17 protein-coding genes and 1 tRNA gene are annotated in these 16,080 nt (G+C 66.9%); 11 read left to right on the top strand and 7 right to left on the bottom strand.

Going from position 1 to position 16,080, the window contains the following annotated elements; translation table 11 throughout:
• Position 1: 1 nt before the first annotated feature.
• Both A5681_RS23325 and A5681_RS23320 read right to left on the bottom strand, forming a co-directional pair.
• Positions 2 to 2,011, bottom strand: coding sequence for an ATP-dependent DNA helicase (locus A5681_RS23325; protein WP_067281166.1), 2,010 nt, complete (start codon positions 2,009 to 2,011; stop codon positions 2 to 4).
• Between the two features lie 18 nt (positions 2,012 to 2,029).
• Positions 2,030 to 3,343, bottom strand: a complete 1,314-nt coding sequence (locus A5681_RS23320; protein WP_067281164.1) for a nicotinate phosphoribosyltransferase — start codon at positions 3,341 to 3,343, stop codon at positions 2,030 to 2,032.
• Between the two features lie 67 nt (positions 3,344 to 3,410).
• On the opposite strand from A5681_RS23320, the gene clpS reads away from it, so the two are divergent.
• The 8 genes from clpS (at position 3,411) to rdgB (ending at position 9,296) form a co-directional block, all read left to right on the top strand.
• Positions 3,411 to 3,716 (top strand): ATP-dependent Clp protease adapter ClpS, encoded by a 306-nt coding sequence (gene clpS, locus A5681_RS23315; RefSeq protein ID WP_067281162.1) that lies wholly within the window; start codon positions 3,411 to 3,413, stop codon positions 3,714 to 3,716.
• 25 nt (positions 3,717 to 3,741) lie between these two features.
• A complete protein-coding gene (locus A5681_RS23310) occupies positions 3,742 to 4,320 on the top strand; it encodes a DUF2017 domain-containing protein (RefSeq protein WP_067281158.1) in 579 nt (192 codons plus the stop codon).
• A complete protein-coding gene (locus A5681_RS23305; RefSeq protein WP_067281156.1) occupies positions 4,317 to 5,381 on the top strand; it encodes a P1 family peptidase in 1,065 nt (354 codons plus the stop codon). Before A5681_RS23310 ends, A5681_RS23305 begins: the two co-directional genes overlap by 4 nt.
• A gap of 33 nt (positions 5,382 to 5,414) precedes the next feature.
• A complete protein-coding gene (locus A5681_RS23300; protein WP_067281154.1) occupies positions 5,415 to 6,095 on the top strand; it encodes a rhomboid family intramembrane serine protease in 681 nt (226 codons plus the stop codon).
• A complete protein-coding gene (gene murI, locus A5681_RS23295; protein WP_067281152.1) occupies positions 6,092 to 6,907 on the top strand; it encodes a glutamate racemase in 816 nt (271 codons plus the stop codon). The genes A5681_RS23300 and murI overlap by 4 nt, the downstream gene beginning before the upstream one ends.
• A gap of 151 nt (positions 6,908 to 7,058) precedes the next feature.
• Positions 7,059 to 7,841, top strand: a complete 783-nt coding sequence (locus tag A5681_RS23290) for a cyclic nucleotide-degrading phosphodiesterase (RefSeq protein ID WP_067281149.1) — start codon at positions 7,059 to 7,061, stop codon at positions 7,839 to 7,841.
• Positions 7,842 to 7,866: 25 nt separating this feature from the next.
• Positions 7,867 to 8,646, top strand: a complete 780-nt coding sequence (gene rph / locus A5681_RS23285; protein WP_067281146.1) for a ribonuclease PH — start codon at positions 7,867 to 7,869, stop codon at positions 8,644 to 8,646.
• Positions 8,647 to 8,690: 44 nt separating this feature from the next.
• Positions 8,691 to 9,296 carry an RdgB/HAM1 family non-canonical purine NTP pyrophosphatase gene (rdgB, locus tag A5681_RS23280; RefSeq protein WP_067281143.1) on the top strand — a complete coding sequence of 202 codons (606 nt, stop codon included), beginning with the start codon at positions 8,691 to 8,693 and terminating at the stop codon, positions 9,294 to 9,296.
• A 68-nt stretch (positions 9,297 to 9,364) separates the two neighbouring features.
• Here the strand turns inward: rdgB and A5681_RS23275 are convergent, their stop codons facing one another.
• Entirely contained in the window at positions 9,365 to 9,715 is a 351-nt protein-coding gene (locus A5681_RS23275) for a DUF3817 domain-containing protein (RefSeq protein WP_067281139.1), read from the bottom strand.
• The gene (locus A5681_RS23270) at positions 9,712 to 10,092 is read right to left on the bottom strand and encodes a hypothetical protein (RefSeq protein WP_067281135.1); all 381 of its coding nucleotides are present in this window, start codon (positions 10,090 to 10,092) and stop codon (positions 9,712 to 9,714) included. Before A5681_RS23270 ends, A5681_RS23275 begins: the two co-directional genes overlap by 4 nt.
• 97 nt (positions 10,093 to 10,189) lie before the next feature.
• Between A5681_RS23270 and A5681_RS23265 the strand changes: the two genes are divergently transcribed.
• A tRNA-Leu gene (locus A5681_RS23265) sits at positions 10,190 to 10,272 on the top strand.
• A gap of 117 nt (positions 10,273 to 10,389) precedes the next feature.
• Here the strand turns inward: A5681_RS23265 and A5681_RS23260 are convergent.
• From A5681_RS23260 to A5681_RS23250, 3 genes are read right to left on the bottom strand one after another with little or no spacing between them, the layout of a single operon-like run.
• Positions 10,390 to 10,950: a hypothetical protein gene (locus tag A5681_RS23260; RefSeq protein WP_067281133.1), complete on the bottom strand. Its 561-nt coding sequence runs from the start codon at positions 10,948 to 10,950 to the stop codon at positions 10,390 to 10,392.
• Complete coding sequence (locus A5681_RS23255; protein WP_067281130.1) at positions 10,947 to 12,071, bottom strand: tyrosine-type recombinase/integrase; 1,125 nt, start codon at positions 12,069 to 12,071, stop codon at positions 10,947 to 10,949. The genes A5681_RS23260 and A5681_RS23255 overlap by 4 nt, the downstream gene beginning before the upstream one ends.
• Positions 12,058 to 12,579: a hypothetical protein gene (locus A5681_RS23250; protein ID WP_156738115.1), complete on the bottom strand. Its 522-nt coding sequence runs from the start codon at positions 12,577 to 12,579 to the stop codon at positions 12,058 to 12,060. The genes A5681_RS23255 and A5681_RS23250 overlap by 14 nt, the downstream gene beginning before the upstream one ends.
• 479 nt (positions 12,580 to 13,058) lie before the next feature.
• On the opposite strand from A5681_RS23250, the gene A5681_RS26815 reads away from it, so the two are divergent.
• Positions 13,059 to 14,087, top strand: a complete 1,029-nt coding sequence (locus tag A5681_RS26815; protein ID WP_156738114.1) for a bifunctional DNA primase/polymerase — start codon at positions 13,059 to 13,061, stop codon at positions 14,085 to 14,087.
• Positions 14,069 to 15,493, top strand: a complete 1,425-nt coding sequence (locus A5681_RS23240) for a DNA primase family protein (RefSeq protein ID WP_067281123.1) — start codon at positions 14,069 to 14,071, stop codon at positions 15,491 to 15,493. Before A5681_RS26815 ends, A5681_RS23240 begins: the two co-directional genes overlap by 19 nt.
• Positions 15,494 to 16,080: the final 587 nt, after the last annotated feature.

The following is a 16,080-nucleotide window of genomic DNA, read 5'->3' as shown; positions in this document are numbered from 1 at the left end:
CTCAGGCGGGCTGGGTTTCGGAGGCCGTGCGCAGCCGCTCCAGCGCGGCGCGGACCTGGGCGGGGTCCGTGGTCTGCCAGAACGGCGGCAGCGAGGCGCACAGGTAACCGCCGTAGCCGGCGGTCACCATCCGTGAGTCCAGCACCGCGACCACTCCGCGGTCGGTGACGCGCCGCAGGAGCCGGCCCGAGCCCTGCGCCAGCAGCAGAGCGGCGTGGCTGGCGGCGACGGCCATGAAGCCGTTGCCGCCGCGCGCCGCCACCGCGCGTTGGCGCGCCCCCAGCAGCGGGTCGTCCGGCCGGGGAAACGGGATGCGATCGATGAGCACCAGCGACAGGGACGGGCCGGGCACGTCGACGCCCTGCCACAGCGACAGCGTGCCGAACAGCGAGGTCTGTGCGTCGGCGCTGAACTGCTCCACCAGCGCGGAGGTGCTGTCGTCGCCCTGGCACAGCACCGGCGTCGACAACCGCTGGCGCATGGCCTCGGCGGCGGCCCGCGCGGCCCGCATCGAGGAGAACAACCCCAGGGTCCGCCCGCCCGCCGCGGTGATCAGCTCCTCGATTTCGGTGAGCTGCTCGGCGGAACCGGTGCCGTCGCGGCCCGGTGGGGGCAGGTGGGCGGCGACGTAGAGGATCCCGGCCTTGGCGTGGTGGAACGGCGAGCCGACGTCGATGCCGCGCCAGCGCGCGTTCCCGGGGTCCGCGGCGGTCAGGCCCCATGCCTCGGCCATCGCGTCGAAGGAGCCCCCGATCACCAGGGTCGCCGACGTCAACACCGTCGTGGACCGGGAGAACACCCGGTCGCGCAGCAGGCCCGCGACCGACAGCGGGGCCACCCGTAGCACCGGGCGCATGGCGCCCCGGTTGTCCTCGTGATCCAGCCACACCACGTCGGTGCGATCGGGAATCGCCGGGGCGAACGACGTCAGGACGCGCGAGGCGGTGTCGGAGATTTCACTCAGCGCCGCCACCGCTTCGGCCCGGGCCGCAGCGGCTTTCGCATCGCTCGTGCCGTCGATCGCCGAGCGTGCCGCGCCGGCCGCGTCGCGCAGCGCGGTCAGGTAGGTCGCCAGTTCGTCGTCGAGGCGGTCGATGCGGCCGGGTGTGCCCTCGTGAATCGCCGCGGCGAAGTTGGCCGTCGCCGCCTCCAGGCGTTGGGTCAGTTCCGGGTTCACCAACCGGGCGATCCGGCGCGCCGCCACGCCCAGGGCGGCCGGCGTGAGTTCGGCGGTGGCCACCGACGTCACCCGGTCGACCAATTCGTGCGCCTCGTCCACCACCAGCAACTCGTGCTCGGGCAGCACCGCCGATTCGGCGACGGCGTCGATGGCGAGCAGCGCGTGGTTGGTCACCACGATGTCGGCAGCGCCGGCCCGGCCCCGCGCCCGCTCGGAGAAGCACTCGGCGCCGAACGGGCAGCGCGCCACGCCCAGGCATTCCCGCGCCGAAACGCTGACCTGGGACCAGGACCGGTCTGGCACACCGGGTTTCAGGTCGTCTCGGTCACCGGAGTCGGTCGTCGACGCCCAGGCCGTGAGACGTTGGACGTCGCGACCCAGTGCGGTGGCCGCCATGGGATCGAACAGCTCCTCCTGCGGCCGGTCGCCGGCGTCGTCCTCGGCCTCGGCGGCGCCGTTGTGGATCTTGTTCAGGCACAGGTAGTTTCGACGACCCTTGAGCAGCGCGAACCGCGGGCGCCGGGGGAGCGTGTCGGCGAGCGAATCGATGAGACGGGGCAGGTCGCGATCGACGAGTTGGCGCTGCAGGGCGATCGTGGCCGTGGACACCACGACGGGCGAGTCGTCGTCGATGGCGCGGACGATCGCCGGCACCAGGTAGGCCAGTGATTTTCCGGTGCCGGTACCGGCCTGCACGACGAGATGCTCACCGGTTGCGAACGCCTTTGCGACGGCGTCGGCCATCTCGAGTTGGCCGCTGCGCTCGCTGCCGCCGAGCGCGGCCACGGCGAGGGCCAGCAACTCGGGCACGGACACTTCGGACGTGGCTATCCTCTTTGCTCTGCGGTGCTACGGGCGGGGCGGCGGGATCTGCGTCGTCGGGATCGCGGGCTCGCCCTGCGACAGATTCAAACCCTCCCACGGCAGACTGCGCAGCCCGGAAGCTACCAGCTCGCGCGCCGCCGCCACATTCGGTTTGGACACCAAGTCGCCGCCGCGGACCAGCGGGACGGTCAACGTGCGCGACGGTTCGGTGACGCTGGGCGGGCGGCCTGCCGGATACACCACCTCCTCGGTGACGGTGCCGGACGAGCGGCTCAGGCGCAGTGCCTCTTTTCGGCCGCCGCGGGATTCCTTGTGGGTGCTCCGCTTCTGCACGGGCATGCCGTCCACCTCGACCAGCTTGTAGACCATGTTCGCCGTCGGTGCGCCCGAACCCGTCACCAGGGACGTGCCGACGCCGTAACTGTCGACAGGTTCGGCGCCCAAGGCGGCGATGGAGAACTCGTCGAGGTCGCCGGACACCACGATGCGGGTCCTGGTGGCGCCCAGCCGGTCGAGCTGATCGCGGACCTGGCGGGTCAGCACGCCCAGCTCGCCGGAGTCGATGCGGACCGCCCCGAGCGACTCCCCGGCGGCGGCCACGGCATTGGCCACCCCGGTCGTCACGTCATAGGTGTCCACCAGCAGCGTGGTGCCGGCGCCCAGCGCGTCGACCTGAGCGCGGAAGGCGGCCAGCTCGGTCACCTCGGGGGGTTCGCCGCTCGCGTGCAGCATCGTGAACGCGTGCGCGGACGTGCCCTCGGCGGGGATGCCGTATCGGCGCTGGGCCTCCAAGTTGGACGACGCGGCGAAGCCGGCGATATAGGCCGCGCGCGCCGCGGCGACCGCGGCGTGCTCGTGGGTTCGCCGCGATCCCATCTCGATCAGCGGGCGGCCCCTCGCCGCGCTCACCATCCGCGCCGCCGCCGACGCGACCGCGGTGTCGTGATTGAAGATCGACAGCGCCAGCGTCTCCAGCACCACGCATTCGGCGAACGTGCCGGTTACCGACAGCACGGGGGAGCCGGGGAAGTACAGCTCGCCTTCGGCGTAACCGTCGATATCGCCGCCGAAACGGAAATCCCGCAAGTAGCGCAATGTATCTGGGTCGAGGAACTCCTCCAGCGACCGGCAGGCCTCGTCGCCGAAGCCGAATTGCGGCAACGCCTCGAGCAGCCGCCCGGTGCCGCACACCACGCCGTAACGGCGGCCCTCCGGCAGCCGCCGCGCGAACAGTTCGAAGGTCGTCGTGCGATCGGCGGTGCAGTCGCGCAGCGCCGCGGCCAGCATCGTCAACTCGTACTTGTCGGTAAGCAGCCCAGTTACGACCGGGTCATTCATTCCATAACGGTATCGGCTGCCATCAGGGGCTCGGAAACCTCACCTGACCCTCGGTATCGTGTGAACCATGGTTGTAATGTCAGCGCCCACTAAGCCGGGCACTACAGGACAACGCGAGTCCGCCCCGGTAGACGCCACGGCGAGTCCGTGGGTCACGATCGTGTGGGATGACCCGGTCAACTTGATGACCTACGTGACGTATGTGTTCCAGAAGTTGTTCGGTTACAGCGAGCCGCACGCCACCAAGCTGATGTTGCAGGTGCACAACGAAGGCAGGGCGGTGGTGTCGGCGGGCAGCCGGGAATCCATGGAAGTCGACGTATCCAAGCTGCATGCCGCCGGTTTGTGGGCGACCCTGCAGCAGGACCGTTAATCATCGAGGGCCTCGGCGATCAGCTGTGCGCAAGTGGAAGCGCGTCGAGACCGCGGACGGTCCCCGTTTCCGGTCCGCGTTGGCGGCTCACGAAGCCGCCCTGCTGACGAACTTGGCAACCGCCATGATCGGGTTGCTCGACGAGCGTGAATCTTCCTCTCCTGCAGACGAACTAGAGGAGATCACCGGGATGAAGACGGGCAACAGCGAGCCGCCCAGGGATCCGACCCTGCGCCGGCTGTTGCCCGATTTCTTCCACCCGGACGACGACGACCCATCGGGCTCGGGCGCCGACGGCCTCAACGCCGCGCTGCGCAGCCTGCACGAGCCGGAGATCATCGACGCCAAACGCCTTGCCGCGCAGCGGTTATTGGATACCGTCCCCGAGGGCGGCGGCCGGTTCGACCTGAGCGAGGAGGACGCGAACGCCTGGATCGCCGCGGTCAACGACATCCGGCTGACCCTGGGGGTCATGCTCGAGGTGGGGCCGGAAGGACCGGAGCGCCTACCCCCCGACCACCCGCTGGCCGTGCACTTCGACGTCTACCAGTGGCTGACCGTGTTGCAGGAATACCTCGTGCTGGTTCTCATGGGATCCCGATGAGTGCCGACGTCCGCCGGGCGAACGCGATCACCGACGTCGGGGGAATCCACGTCGGGCACCACCAACGGCTCGACCCCGACGCCACCATGGGCGCCGGATGGGCCTCCGGCGTCACCGTCGTGCTGACGCCGCCGGGGACCGTCGGCGCGGTGGATTGTCGCGGCGGCGCGCCCGGTACGCGCGAGACCGATCTGCTCGATCCCGCCAACACCGTCCGGTACATCGACGCGGTGTTGCTCGCCGGGGGCAGCGCCTACGGTCTGGCGGCCGCCGACGGCGTCATGCGCTGGCTCGAAGAACGGGACCGCGGCGTGGCGATGGACGGCGGGGTGGTGCCCATCGTCCCGGGTGCGGTGATCTTCGATCTGCCGGTGGGCGGCTGGGGCTGTCGTCCGACCGCGGAGTTCGGTTACCTGGCCTGCGAAGCGGCCGTCGAGGGCGAGGCCGCGCCTGCCATCGGCAACGTCGGCGCCGGCGTCGGGGCGCGGGCCGGGGTGCTCAAGGGCGGTGTCGGGACGGCATCGACGGCGCTGCCGTGCGGGGTGACCGTCGGCGCGGTGGTCGTGGTGAACTCCGCCGGCGACGTCGCCGACCGGGCCACCGGCCTGCCGTGGATGACGGACCTGGTCGAGGAGTTCGGCCTGAGGCCACCGCCGGCGGAGCAGATCGACGCCTTCGCGCAGTTGCCCACCGCGGCGAGCCCGCTGGAGAACCCGCTCAACACCGTCATCGGGGTGGTGGCGACCGACGCGGCGCTCAGCCCGGCCGCGTGCCGCCGCGTCGCCGTCGCCGCCCAGGACGGGCTGGCCCGCGCCGTCCGCCCGGCACACACCCCGTACGACGGCGACACGATCTTCGCGCTGGCAACCGGCGCCGTCGAGGTGCCGCCCGCGGCCGACTCGCCCGCCTCGTTCTCGCCGGAGATGAGGCTCGCCGCAGAGGTGGGAGCCGCGGCGGCCGACTGCGTGGCGCGGGCGGTGCTGGTCGGCGTGTTCGCCGCGGATCCGGTGGCGGGGATACCGACCTACCGCGGCCTGTTGCCGGGCGCGTTCGGCCGATGAGGAGTTCGCCGCCGGCGCCGGTAACCTGCAGCTATGGGTAAGACGACCTCGACGGGACGCCCGGGCGCACCCGCGGGCCCGGCGAAGCGGCCCACGTGGGTGGTGGGCGGGGCCACGATCCTGACCTTCGTCGCGTTGCTCTACCTCGTCGAGCTCATCGATCAGCTGACGCGGCATTCCCTGGACGAAAACGGCATCAGGCCGCTCGAGGCCGACGGGCTGTGGGGGATCGTCTTCGCCCCGGTCCTGCACGCCAACTGGCAGCATCTGATGGCCAACACGATCCCGCTTCTGGTGCTGGGTTTCCTGATGACGCTGGCCGGGCTGAGCCGGTTCGTGTGGGCCACGGCGATCGTGTGGATCCTCGGCGGGTTCGGCACCTGGCTCATCGGCAACGTGGGCAGCTCGTGTGGGCCGACCGATCACATCGGGGCCTCCGGCCTGATCTTCGGCTGGCTGGCTTTCCTGCTCGTGTTCGGGATCTTCGTGCGCAGGTTCGCCGACATCGTGATCGGACTGGTGGTGCTGTTCGCGTACGGCGGCGTGCTGCTGGGGGCCATGCCGGTACTGGGCAGGTGCGGGGGTGTGTCGTGGCAGGGTCACCTCTGCGGTGCGATCGCCGGTGTCGTCGCGGCGTATTGGTTGTCCGCGCCGGAACGCAAGGCCCGCGCGAAGAGAAAAGCCGGCGCCGTGACGCCGCGCCCCAAGTCATGAGCTCGCCGTTGGCTCCCGTCGGGATCTTCGACTCCGGCGTCGGGGGACTGACCGTCGCGCGGGCGATCATCGACCAACTGCCCGACGAGGACATCGTCTACGTCGGTGACACCGGGCACGGACCGTACGGCCCGCTCACCATTCCCGAGGTGCGCGCGCACGCGCTGGCGATCGGGGACGACCTGGTGGGCCGCGGCGTCAAGGCGTTGGTGATCGCCTGCAACACGGCGTCGGCGGCGTGCCTGCGGGACGCCCGCGAGCGGTACGACGTGCCGGTCGTCGAGGTGATCCTGCCGGCGGTGCGCCGCGCGGTCGCCACGACGCGCAACGGCCGCATCGGCGTCATCGGCACCCGGGCGACCATCAACTCACACGCCTACCAGGATGCGTTCGCCGCGGCCCGCGACACCGAGATCACCGCGGTGGCCTGCCCGCGCTTCGTCGACTTCGTCGAGCGCGGCGTGACCAGCGGCCGCCAGGTGCTTGGGCTCGCGGAGGGCTACCTGGAGCCGCTGCAGCGCGCCCAGGTCGACACCTTGGTGCTCGGGTGCACGCACTACCCGCTGCTGTCCGGGTTGATCCAACTGGCGATGGGCGAGCACGTGACGCTGGTGTCCAGCGCCGAGGAAACCGCCAAGGAGGTGCTGCGGGTGCTGACCGAGCGCGACCTGCTGCGTCCGCATGACGCGCCTCCCGCGACCCGAGTCTTCGAAGCGACCGGCGACCCGGAGGCCTTCACCAAGTTGGCGGCCCGGTTCCTGGGGCCCGCGGTCACCGGCGTGCAACCCGTCCACCACGTGCGGATCGACTGATGAGGATCATGGCGCCCTGGGGGCACCACCCGCTTGCGGGGGACGTCGCCCGGCTTCGCCGCGCTCGCGATCGCCATGCGCCGATGGCGAGATTCTCATCACATGAATGCGGCGATGTTTTCGTCACGGCCGCATCGGGCATGGCACAGTAGTGTCCGTGCGAATAACCGTGCTCGGCTGCTCGGGCAGCGTGGTGGGGCCGGATTCGCCCGCGTCGGGATATCTGCTCCGGGCACCGGACACTCCGCCGTTGGTCATCGACTTCGGCGGGGGCGTATTGGGCGCTTTGCAGCGCTTCGCCGATCCCGCCTCCGTGCACGTGCTGTTGTCGCATCTGCACGCCGACCACTGCCTCGATCTGCCGGGCCTGTTCGTCTGGAGGCGCTATCACCCCTCGCGCCCCGGCGGCAAGGCGTTGTTGTACGGCCCCGGCGACACCTGGTCCCGGTTGGGTGCCGCCTCGTCACCGTATGGCGGCGAAATCGACGACTGCTCAGACATTTTCGACGTTCGCCACTGGGTCGACGGCGAGCCGGTGACGTTCGGGTCGCTCACGGTGACGCCCCGCGTGGTGGCCCACCCGACCGAGTCCTACGGCATGAGGATCACCGATGCCACCGGTGCCTCGTTCGTCTACAGCGGCGACACCGGCATGTGCGACCAGCTGGTCGAGTTGGCCCGCGACGCCGACGTGTTTCTTTGCGAAGCCTCCTGGACGCACTCGCCGGATCGGCCGCCCGCTTTGCACCTGTCGGGCACCGAGGCCGGCAGGGCCGCGGCGCAGGCCGGCGTCCGCGAGCTGCTGCTGACCCACATCCCGCCGTGGACCTCGCGCGAGGACGTGATCAGCGAGGCCAAGGCCGAGTTCGACGGTCCCGTGCATGCGGTGGTGTGCGGTGAGACGTTCGACATCCGCCGCTCTGAAAGGGTCTGAGCAAGCCCGCGTTAGGGTTGGCGTCGTGACCAGACGAGAAGACGGCCGCCTCGACGACGAGCTTCGCCCCGTAGTCATCACCCGCGGGTTTACCGACCACCCGGCGGGGTCGGTGCTGATCGAATTCGGCCACACCAAGGTCATGTGCACCGCCAGCGTCACCGAGGGGGTGCCGCGCTGGCGCAAGGGGTCGGGCCTGGGCTGGCTGACCGCGGAGTACGCGATGTTGCCGTCGGCCACCCACACGCGCTCCGACCGCGAATCGGTGAAGGGACGTCCGTCCGGGCGCACCCAGGAGATCAGCCGGCTGGTCGGCCGGTCGCTGCGAGCCTGCATCGACCTGCGGGCGTTGGGGGAGAACACGATCGCCGTCGACTGCGACGTGTTGCAGGCCGACGGCGGCACCCGCACCGCCGCCATCACGGGCGCCTTCGTCGCGCTGGCCGACGCCGTGACCTACCTGGCCGCGGCCGGCAAGCTGTCCGACCCGCGACCGCTGTCGTGCGCGATCGCGGCGGTCAGCGTCGGGGTGGTCGACGGCCGGATTCGGGTGGACCTGCCCTACGAGGAGGACGCGCGGGCCGAGGTCGACATGAACGTCGTGGCCACCGACACCGGGACCCTCGTGGAGGTGCAGGGAACCGGCGAGGGGGCGACGTTCCCGCGGTCAACGCTGGACAAGCTGCTCGACGTGGCGCTGGCCGCCTGCGACAAGTTGTTCGCCGCCCAGCGCGAGGCGCTGGCCCTGCCGTACCCGGGTGAGCTGCCCGAGGGGGCTCCGCCGCCGAAGGCGTTCGGCAGCTGACCGTGCCAGCTGGCGATGACCCGCGGCGCCCGGCTTCGCCGCGCTTGCGATCAGCACGCCTCCTGGTCGCCAGCCGCAACCGCAAGAAGCTGGCCGAGCTGCGCCGGGTGCTCGACGCGGCCGGCCTGACGGGGCTGGAGTTGGTGTCTTTGGACGACGTGCCCGCCTTCGACGAGGCCCCCGAGACGGGCGCCACCTTCGAGGACAACGCGTTGGCCAAGGCGCGCGACGCGTTCGCCGCGACGGGCCTGGCCTCGGTCGCCGACGACTCCGGGCTGGAGGTGGCCGCGTTGAACGGGATGCCCGGCGTGCTGTCGGCGCGCTGGTCGGGCAACCACGGCGACGACGCCGCCAACACCGCCCTGCTGCTGGCGCAGTTGCGTGACGTGCCCGACGACCGGCGCGGCGCGGCGTTCGTCTCCGCCTGCGCCCTGGCCGGGCCGTCGGGCGAGGTCGTCGTCCGCGGCGAGTGGCCCGGGAGTATCGCGCGGGAACCGCGGGGCGACGGCGGTTTCGGGTATGACCCGGTCTTTCTTCCGGACGGTTCCGACCGGACCGCGGCGGAGCTCAGCCCCGAGGAGAAGGACGCGGTGTCCCATCGCGGCCGCGCGCTCGCGCTGCTAGTGCCGGCGCTGCGCGACCTGGCCTAGCGTTGTGCCGAGTGTGAAGCTAGCCGCACGTTCGGCGTCGAGTGTGAAGCTGGGCGCACACTCGAGGCTTAAATCCCGAAGCGGGCCTTGACGTCCCTGGTCTGGAAGTGCTCGACGACGATGCCCAGAAGCGGGATGGTCCCGGCGAGCAGCACACCGATGGTCTTGGCAATCGGCCACCGCACCTTGACCGCGAGGTTGAAAGCCGTCAGGACATAGATGAAGTACACCCAGCCGTGGACCACCTCGATCCAACGGATCTCGTGGTGCAGGACAAGGTGCGAGACGATCTCGTAGCACAGCGCGATCAGCCACAGCCCCGTTGTCCACGCCATGATCCGGTAGCCGAGCAACGCGGTGCGGATCTTCTCGACGGGGAATGCCGACGCGGGCGCTCCGGGCGTCTCCGGTGTGGTCATGCGGTCGTCCTGTTCTGTTTCTCGGTGTCCTGTTTGGCTAGCTCGGCAAGGTAGGCGTTGTACTCCGCCAGCGCGGGGTCGTCGGTCGGCTGTTGCGTCGGCGTGGGGCGCTCGGGCAGCAAGCCTGCGGGTATCTCGGTGAGGCCGGCGTCATGCCGAGGTTCCGGCGGCATCTCTTCGTAGCGCACGTATTTGCGGTACGCGTACACGCAGAACCAGGCGAACAGTGGCCACTGCAGCGCATAGCCGAGGTTCTGGAAGGTGCCCGAGACGGACTGGAACCTGGTCCACTGCCACCAGCCCAGCGCCAGGCAGCCGCAAGCCGCGACGATCACCAGGGCGATCAGCGCGGGCCTGCGACGACGGGTGGTGGACACCCCTTGAAGGTACCGCTCACGATTTGGGTCCGACGAATTCGTCGAGGCGCGCCACTGCCCGGCCCGGCCGTGCACCGAGCGGTACGATCGGCACGCTGCGGGCGTGGCGAAATGGCATACGCGCCGGCTTTAGGTGCCGGTGCTCGAAAGAGCGTGAGGGTTCGAGTCCCTCCGCCCGCACCCGTGTTTCTGCAGCTCAAGGGTTGATTCCGGGCCTTTGGCAGGCTTCGTGGACACCAAATGGACACAGGATTCCAACGAAAATCTCGCGTGGAATCTCTCAGCAAACGCTGGTCATCAGGCGTGCGCACGGGTCTGCGGCGGTAGTTCCCGGTTCCCGTTTGCCTTATACAGTGCGCGGTCCAAGTCACGCAGGTCGCAGCCGCACCGCTGGCTGATCCGCTGGCAAACGGCGAGGTAATCAAGGTACGGCGGCAGTTTGCCAACTGGCGGTTCGGGGATCATCCCGTGTTCCACAAGCGAGTTGACCGCGCGCCGGTCGATCACGGTGTGCAGCTTGTCGTTCCACACCATCAGCAGGGCTGACGCCACCGGGACTGCGACGCCGTAGAGCAGGCCCATCACGCGGTGCTGGATGGTCAGGGGAGCGCTCAGGGCGGTCCGGGTGATGTCACGGATGTCGTCGTCGAGGTTCCGGTTCAGTGTTTTGCGGTGCTTGGGCCAGTAGCTCCCTTTCAGTTTCCACTCCGCGACGGCCATCAGGTCGGCGCGATCGTAGTAACCACGGGCATTGACCTGATCGTGCACAGAGCGCAGCTTGTCGTCGTACTCCGGTGGATACAGTTCGGCCCATCTGTTGACCCATTCGGTGCTGATCAACGTCTGCACCTTGCTCATCGCTCCGCAATTCCGTCCTCGGTCACGCCGGGGCCCCGCTGGTCTGACCCGTAGCGGGCGTGCAGAGTGGTCGCCACCGCGTCCAGATCGGTGTCGAACAGGTCGGCGTACACCCGCAGCGTCACGCTCGGGTCTTTGTGCCCGAGCATCCGCGCGAGAGCCAGCACGTTGACGCCCGCCGACACGGCCAGCGAGGCGCACGTGTGTCGCAGATCGTGTGGAGTAACCCGTTGCACCTTCGCCGCTGTGACCGCGCGGGTGAACCACCCATTGGATGACTTCGGGCGCGGGAGGTACCGGCCATCCGGCGTGGCGAACACCAGGTCGTCGGGTGCCTTACCGGCGCACAGGACTGACAGTTCATCGAGCACAAACGTCGGCACCGGCACACTGCGATCCTCGCGTCCCTTGGTGGGTCCGACGACATGTCGCACCCCAATCTGGACGGCATTTTCACTCACTGAGATGCGGCGGCGCAGGAATTGAACGTGACGCACACGCAGACCGATTGCTTCGCCCCACCGCAGCCCGCAGTACGCCAGCACCAGCACCAGCGCCCGGTGCTCGCCGGATTTGTCAGCCAGCCGCGCCACATCGTCGGCGGACAGGTACACCCGGCGCTTGCCCGATTTGCGGGGAAGGTTGTCGATACCCTTCACCGGATTCGCGGCCAACCGCTTTCCCTTGACCGCGTCAGCCAAGATCCCCGAGAGCACACCTTGCGCCCGGATGACCGTTGTCGCACCAGAACCTTTACGGGTCATGCTGGTCACCCACGCCTCGACGCCGAGCACATCGATATCAGCGACCGCGACCGCACCCCATTTCGGCTTGACGTGCACCCGGTACGCGGTTTCCAGTGTGCGGTAATAGCTTTGGGCAGTGGATTGCTTTTTGCGGGCCAGCCAATCAGCGGACAGCTCGTCCACGGTGATCTTGCCCAGCGTCGGCGCGATGTAGTCACCGGTCAGCTTCTTGACCTCGACGTCGTTGGCGAAAATCTGCGCGTCACGTTTCGTAGTGAATCCGCGCTTGCGAGTGGTCCGGTTGCCGGGCGTGCGGTAGCGGACAGCGTAAAGCGTTGCACCGCTGCCGGTCTGGTACTTCTCAATCGTCGCCATCGATAAAGCCTTTCTCTTTGGCGGCTGCGATGTAGCGCCACGCCTGCCGGTTGGATACACCGAAGGCCACGGCGATCGCTTCCGCGCGATCTCCGGCCGGAGCGTTGTTGTAGGTCTGGGCGATACGGCGCAGCAGATCAGGTGTCAGCCTGCGCCGAGACGTCGCATGGTTGAGCACTTTTCGGACGACTCGATGGGCCGCCTCGTGCCCACCCTCCGGGTCCGGGACGATCATGCCGACCGCTGCGAAAGCTTCGTCACGAAGGCGGTCCAGCCTGATATCTGTGAGATCTTTTGTTCGCAGCGGCTTTTCACCGGCACGCAAACTGACGCTGACACAACCTGGCACGCCATCGTGGACTTCGAAAACGATTTCGCAGCCCTCGGACCGGTACGTGAGCTGCCGATAGGTGAAGACATCGCCCATCGGTTCTAATGTGTCGTCGGTGACCTCTACGGCCCCGCCATCGGATAGCTCGTAAACGAGCCTCACCGTCTCGAATGCCAACGCGGCCCACCTCTCTGTCACCAGAAATGTCGCTAATGTCAGTGACATTGTGTGCTGCGGCGTGCCACTCTGTCAATAACCGCCGTGAATACGCGGGGAGCACAGAACGAAACAGGAGAAATGCGCCATGAGACACGAACGCCAGCGGGGCGGGAGCGTTGCCCATGACCTCGCAATACCCACCGAAGTCGCCGTCGCGCTCAAGACCACCGAAACAGGCCTTGCACAGATGCGCTATCGCGGCACAGGGCCAAAGTTCATCAAGCGCGGGTCTCGCGTCCTCTACAGGTGGAGTGACGTCAGTGAGTACCTCGACGCCCAGACCCGCGAACGTACCGGTATGTGAGCTAACCCCGACAGCGGAGCGTGAGAAGAGTCTGCTAGGTCTACCCATCCGATGCACTGCGGCGACGCGGTAATTGCGAGCCAGGTCCTATGGGCCGTGCGCCTCCCACAACATAAGGCGCGCCAAAGGAGCTGTGCGGGCACGTGCCGATACGCAGACGACAAACAAACGCGAAGATGAAAAGCCGCCAATTGCAACGAAACCCCGGCAGTGGTCGCTACTCCGTACCGAGGTCTCGCCTAAAGGGAAACTGATGTCAACTCTATCAGGCGCAAATCATTCGGGTGACTCAACACCGTTGAAAGCCGCACTAAAATATGCCCGACTCGGATACCGGGTGTTTCCATTGGTCCCGAAAACCAAGAAACCCCATATCTGGGGTTGGCCCACAGAGGCCACCACAGACACCGATGAACTAGTCCAGTGGTGGGACAAGCACCCATGCGATTTCGTCGCGATGGTGCCCGCTGAAGACGAATGCGTCATCGATGTCGAAGGCCCCGACGGTGACCATGCGGTCAATGGGCTACCTACCTATGCCGATCTGGTGGAAAAGCTTGGCCCGCTTGACGAGTTTCCGGTAGCCACCACACCGAGCGGTGGTATGCACATTTGGGGTAGTCACGATCTCAGCCCCGCCGAGGTTGCCGCCCACCCTGGGGCTGGTATCGACGTGAAAACCTCCAGGGGCTTTGTCGTCGCCCCGCCAGCTTCGGGTAGACATTGGCAACGCCGTCCAACAGGTAAACCGCCTAAGTTGCCGGATGCGTGGCAGGAATGGATACGCAAAGCCAGACCGAAACCCATTGCGCACAAGTCTAGTTCCCTTCAGGGAGGCGACTCAGACGCTTACATCAATGCGGCGATTCGCGGCGAATTGGAAGAACTCGCAAACACGCCGAAAAGCGGTGGCCGCCATGGTGGACGAGACACTGCTCTATTCGCCAAAGCGGCAAGGCTGGACGAGCTTGGTGTGCAACGTGACTGGGCACGCGAACGTCTGGTCGACGCATGCCGCCAGAACGGATTTCTCGCTGAAGAGGCGAAGACTACTGCAACGCAAAGATCGATAGGGGATTCGCGAAAGCGAATGGTAACGGCACGTACATACCGGATCTGTCCGACCAGGACGTCGGGTTCGCGGTGTTCGCAGCCGACCTGAGTGACAGTGCGAAAGGAAAACCGAATTTGCGTGTCATCGCAGGCGGTGCGTCAAGCATCACCGCTCCCGCAATCGATGTCGAACAGCACGAGGACAACCCAGGACGATTCTTCAGCCGCGAGGGGCTCCTAGCCCAAGACCTCGCACACGACGTCATGACCGAAGTGACGTGCGGGTACGGCGTAACCGATCAACGTCTCTACGTCTATGAAGGCGGCGTTTGGCGACCCGACGATGGGCAGATCACATCAGCGATCGTCTCGCGGCTTGGCAACCGATACCGGAAAAGCCACGGCACCAACGTTATTGACCTCATCCGGTACTCGGCAGACCTCCCTCGGATCACCGGAGATCCGCTACCCGAACACATCAACGTCCGCAACGGCCTAGTTGACTGGCGCACCGGCACGCTGACACCACACACTCCCGAACACCTAGGCACCGTTCAGCTGCCGGTCGACTACGACCCCGCCGCGAAATGCCCAAGATTCGAACAGTTCATCAAAGACGTTCTTCCCGCCGACTGTCGCAAGCCGATCGGTAACTCGCCCGGCTTCATCTGGGAACTCGTCGGCTACACCCTGTATTCGGGCAACCCGCACCACGCCGCCGTTCTTTTGTACGGCAAGGGCCGCAACGGAAAAGGCACACTGATACGGGTGATCAAACGTCTCGTCGGAGCGCGTAACAGCTCATCGGTGACGCTATACGAACTGGTGGACAACCGATTTCGTGCCGCCACGCTCTACGGCAAACTGATCAACCTCGCTGGGGATATGGATTCCCGCTGGCTCGACAACACTGCAACCTTCAAAGCGATGACCGGCGGCGACACCATCCAGGGGGAAATCAAATACGGTGCCGTCTTCGACTTCACGCCGTGGGCGTTGCCGTTCTACTCGATCAACAAGCCCTTCAGTTCCGCTGACTCATCTGAAGGCTGGTGGGCCAGATGGATTGTGGTGCCGTTCCCCAACACGTTCACCGGCAAGGAGAACCGCAACCTCGACGCGCAGCTGCAGACCGACGACGAGCTTCGGGGCATCTTGGCACGAGGCATTCAAGCATTACCGGCGCTGATGGAACGCGGCCGACTGCTCCAACCCAAATCAGTCCAAAACGCCAAAGCCGAATTTATCGTCCGCTCCGACGCCGTTCGGAGCTGGATAGACGAAGACTGCACCCTAGACGCCGACGCCTGGACACCCAGAACCCACCTCTACACCGCCTACTGCCACTACGCGGACGCAGCCGGGGCTAAACGCCTTTCAAGCCGCGAATACTACAACCGGCTCGACCAGATCGACGGCATCCAACCCACCGGGCGCAAGGGTGTGCGCGGATACAGGGGAATTCGATTGATCGACATGAGCGACTGGGTACGGGGACCAGGTAGCAGCGGGTAGCAGGAGTAGCAGTTTGTCTACTCCCTGCCGCGTCGTACAGGGGAAAGGGTAGGAAAGCTGCTACTTCTGCTACCCGCTGCTACCTCCCGACTCGCTGAGTCAATGAACTCACCAACGCAGAAAGAGCACGCGATCAATGGCTAGCACCATCTGGACGGCAATGACCACTTGGAAGGCTCGTGGCAGCGGCTCAAGTGGCCCAGGACGGTCGAAACCACCCCTGCCGGTGTTATCGGCTAACCCGCGCACATCGCGGGCGCAGAAGCCCGCCGATCTGATCGCGGAACGCCAAGCACGGAAGGCGGGACGGCAACGCCTAACAGCCGCATGATGAGACGGCCGATCAATCGCGTAGACCGACCGTTCCATCCTGGAACAGTTGATGCACCCGTTGATGGCAGCAAGCAGCCATGACCACCCACAGGGCGCAGCAGAGCGTTATCAGCCTGGATGTGCCAGTAGAAGCCTGGTTACGCATCATGACGGCAGCCACACAGCACCCAACGATCATGAGCCGGCTGCCCGTCGTGTAGCCTAACTCAACGAAAGCAACGCTCCCGCAACGGTTTTCATACCGCTGAATCATG

This window comes from Mycobacterium scrofulaceum, from assembly GCF_001667885.1.
GTDB classification, from domain to species: domain Bacteria; phylum Actinomycetota; class Actinomycetes; order Mycobacteriales; family Mycobacteriaceae; genus Mycobacterium; species Mycobacterium scrofulaceum_C.
The sequence above is the reverse complement of the archived record's forward strand: the minus strand, read 5'-3'. Positions and strand labels throughout refer to the sequence as shown.

What these genes read in the sequence shown, in the direction of transcription:
- A5681_RS23320 (WP_067281164.1), bottom strand. Translation starts at nt 3,343, where the DNA reads ATGAATGACCCGGTCGTAACTGGGCTGCTTACCGACAAGTACGAGTTG.
- clpS (WP_067281162.1), top strand. Translation starts at nt 3,411, where the DNA reads ATGGTTGTAATGTCAGCGCCCACTAAGCCGGGCACTACAGGACAACGC.
- A5681_RS23305 (WP_067281156.1), top strand. Translation starts at nt 4,317, where the DNA reads ATGAGTGCCGACGTCCGCCGGGCGAACGCGATCACCGACGTCGGGGGA.
- A5681_RS23300 (WP_067281154.1), top strand. Translation starts at nt 5,415, where the DNA reads ATGGGTAAGACGACCTCGACGGGACGCCCGGGCGCACCCGCGGGCCCG.
- murI (WP_067281152.1), top strand. Translation starts at nt 6,092, where the DNA reads ATGAGCTCGCCGTTGGCTCCCGTCGGGATCTTCGACTCCGGCGTCGGG.
- A5681_RS23275 (WP_067281139.1), bottom strand. Translation starts at nt 9,715, where the DNA reads ATGACCACACCGGAGACGCCCGGAGCGCCCGCGTCGGCATTCCCCGTC.
- A5681_RS23260 (WP_067281133.1), bottom strand. Translation starts at nt 10,950, where the DNA reads ATGAGCAAGGTGCAGACGTTGATCAGCACCGAATGGGTCAACAGATGG.
- A5681_RS23255 (WP_067281130.1), bottom strand. Translation starts at nt 12,071, where the DNA reads ATGGCGACGATTGAGAAGTACCAGACCGGCAGCGGTGCAACGCTTTAC.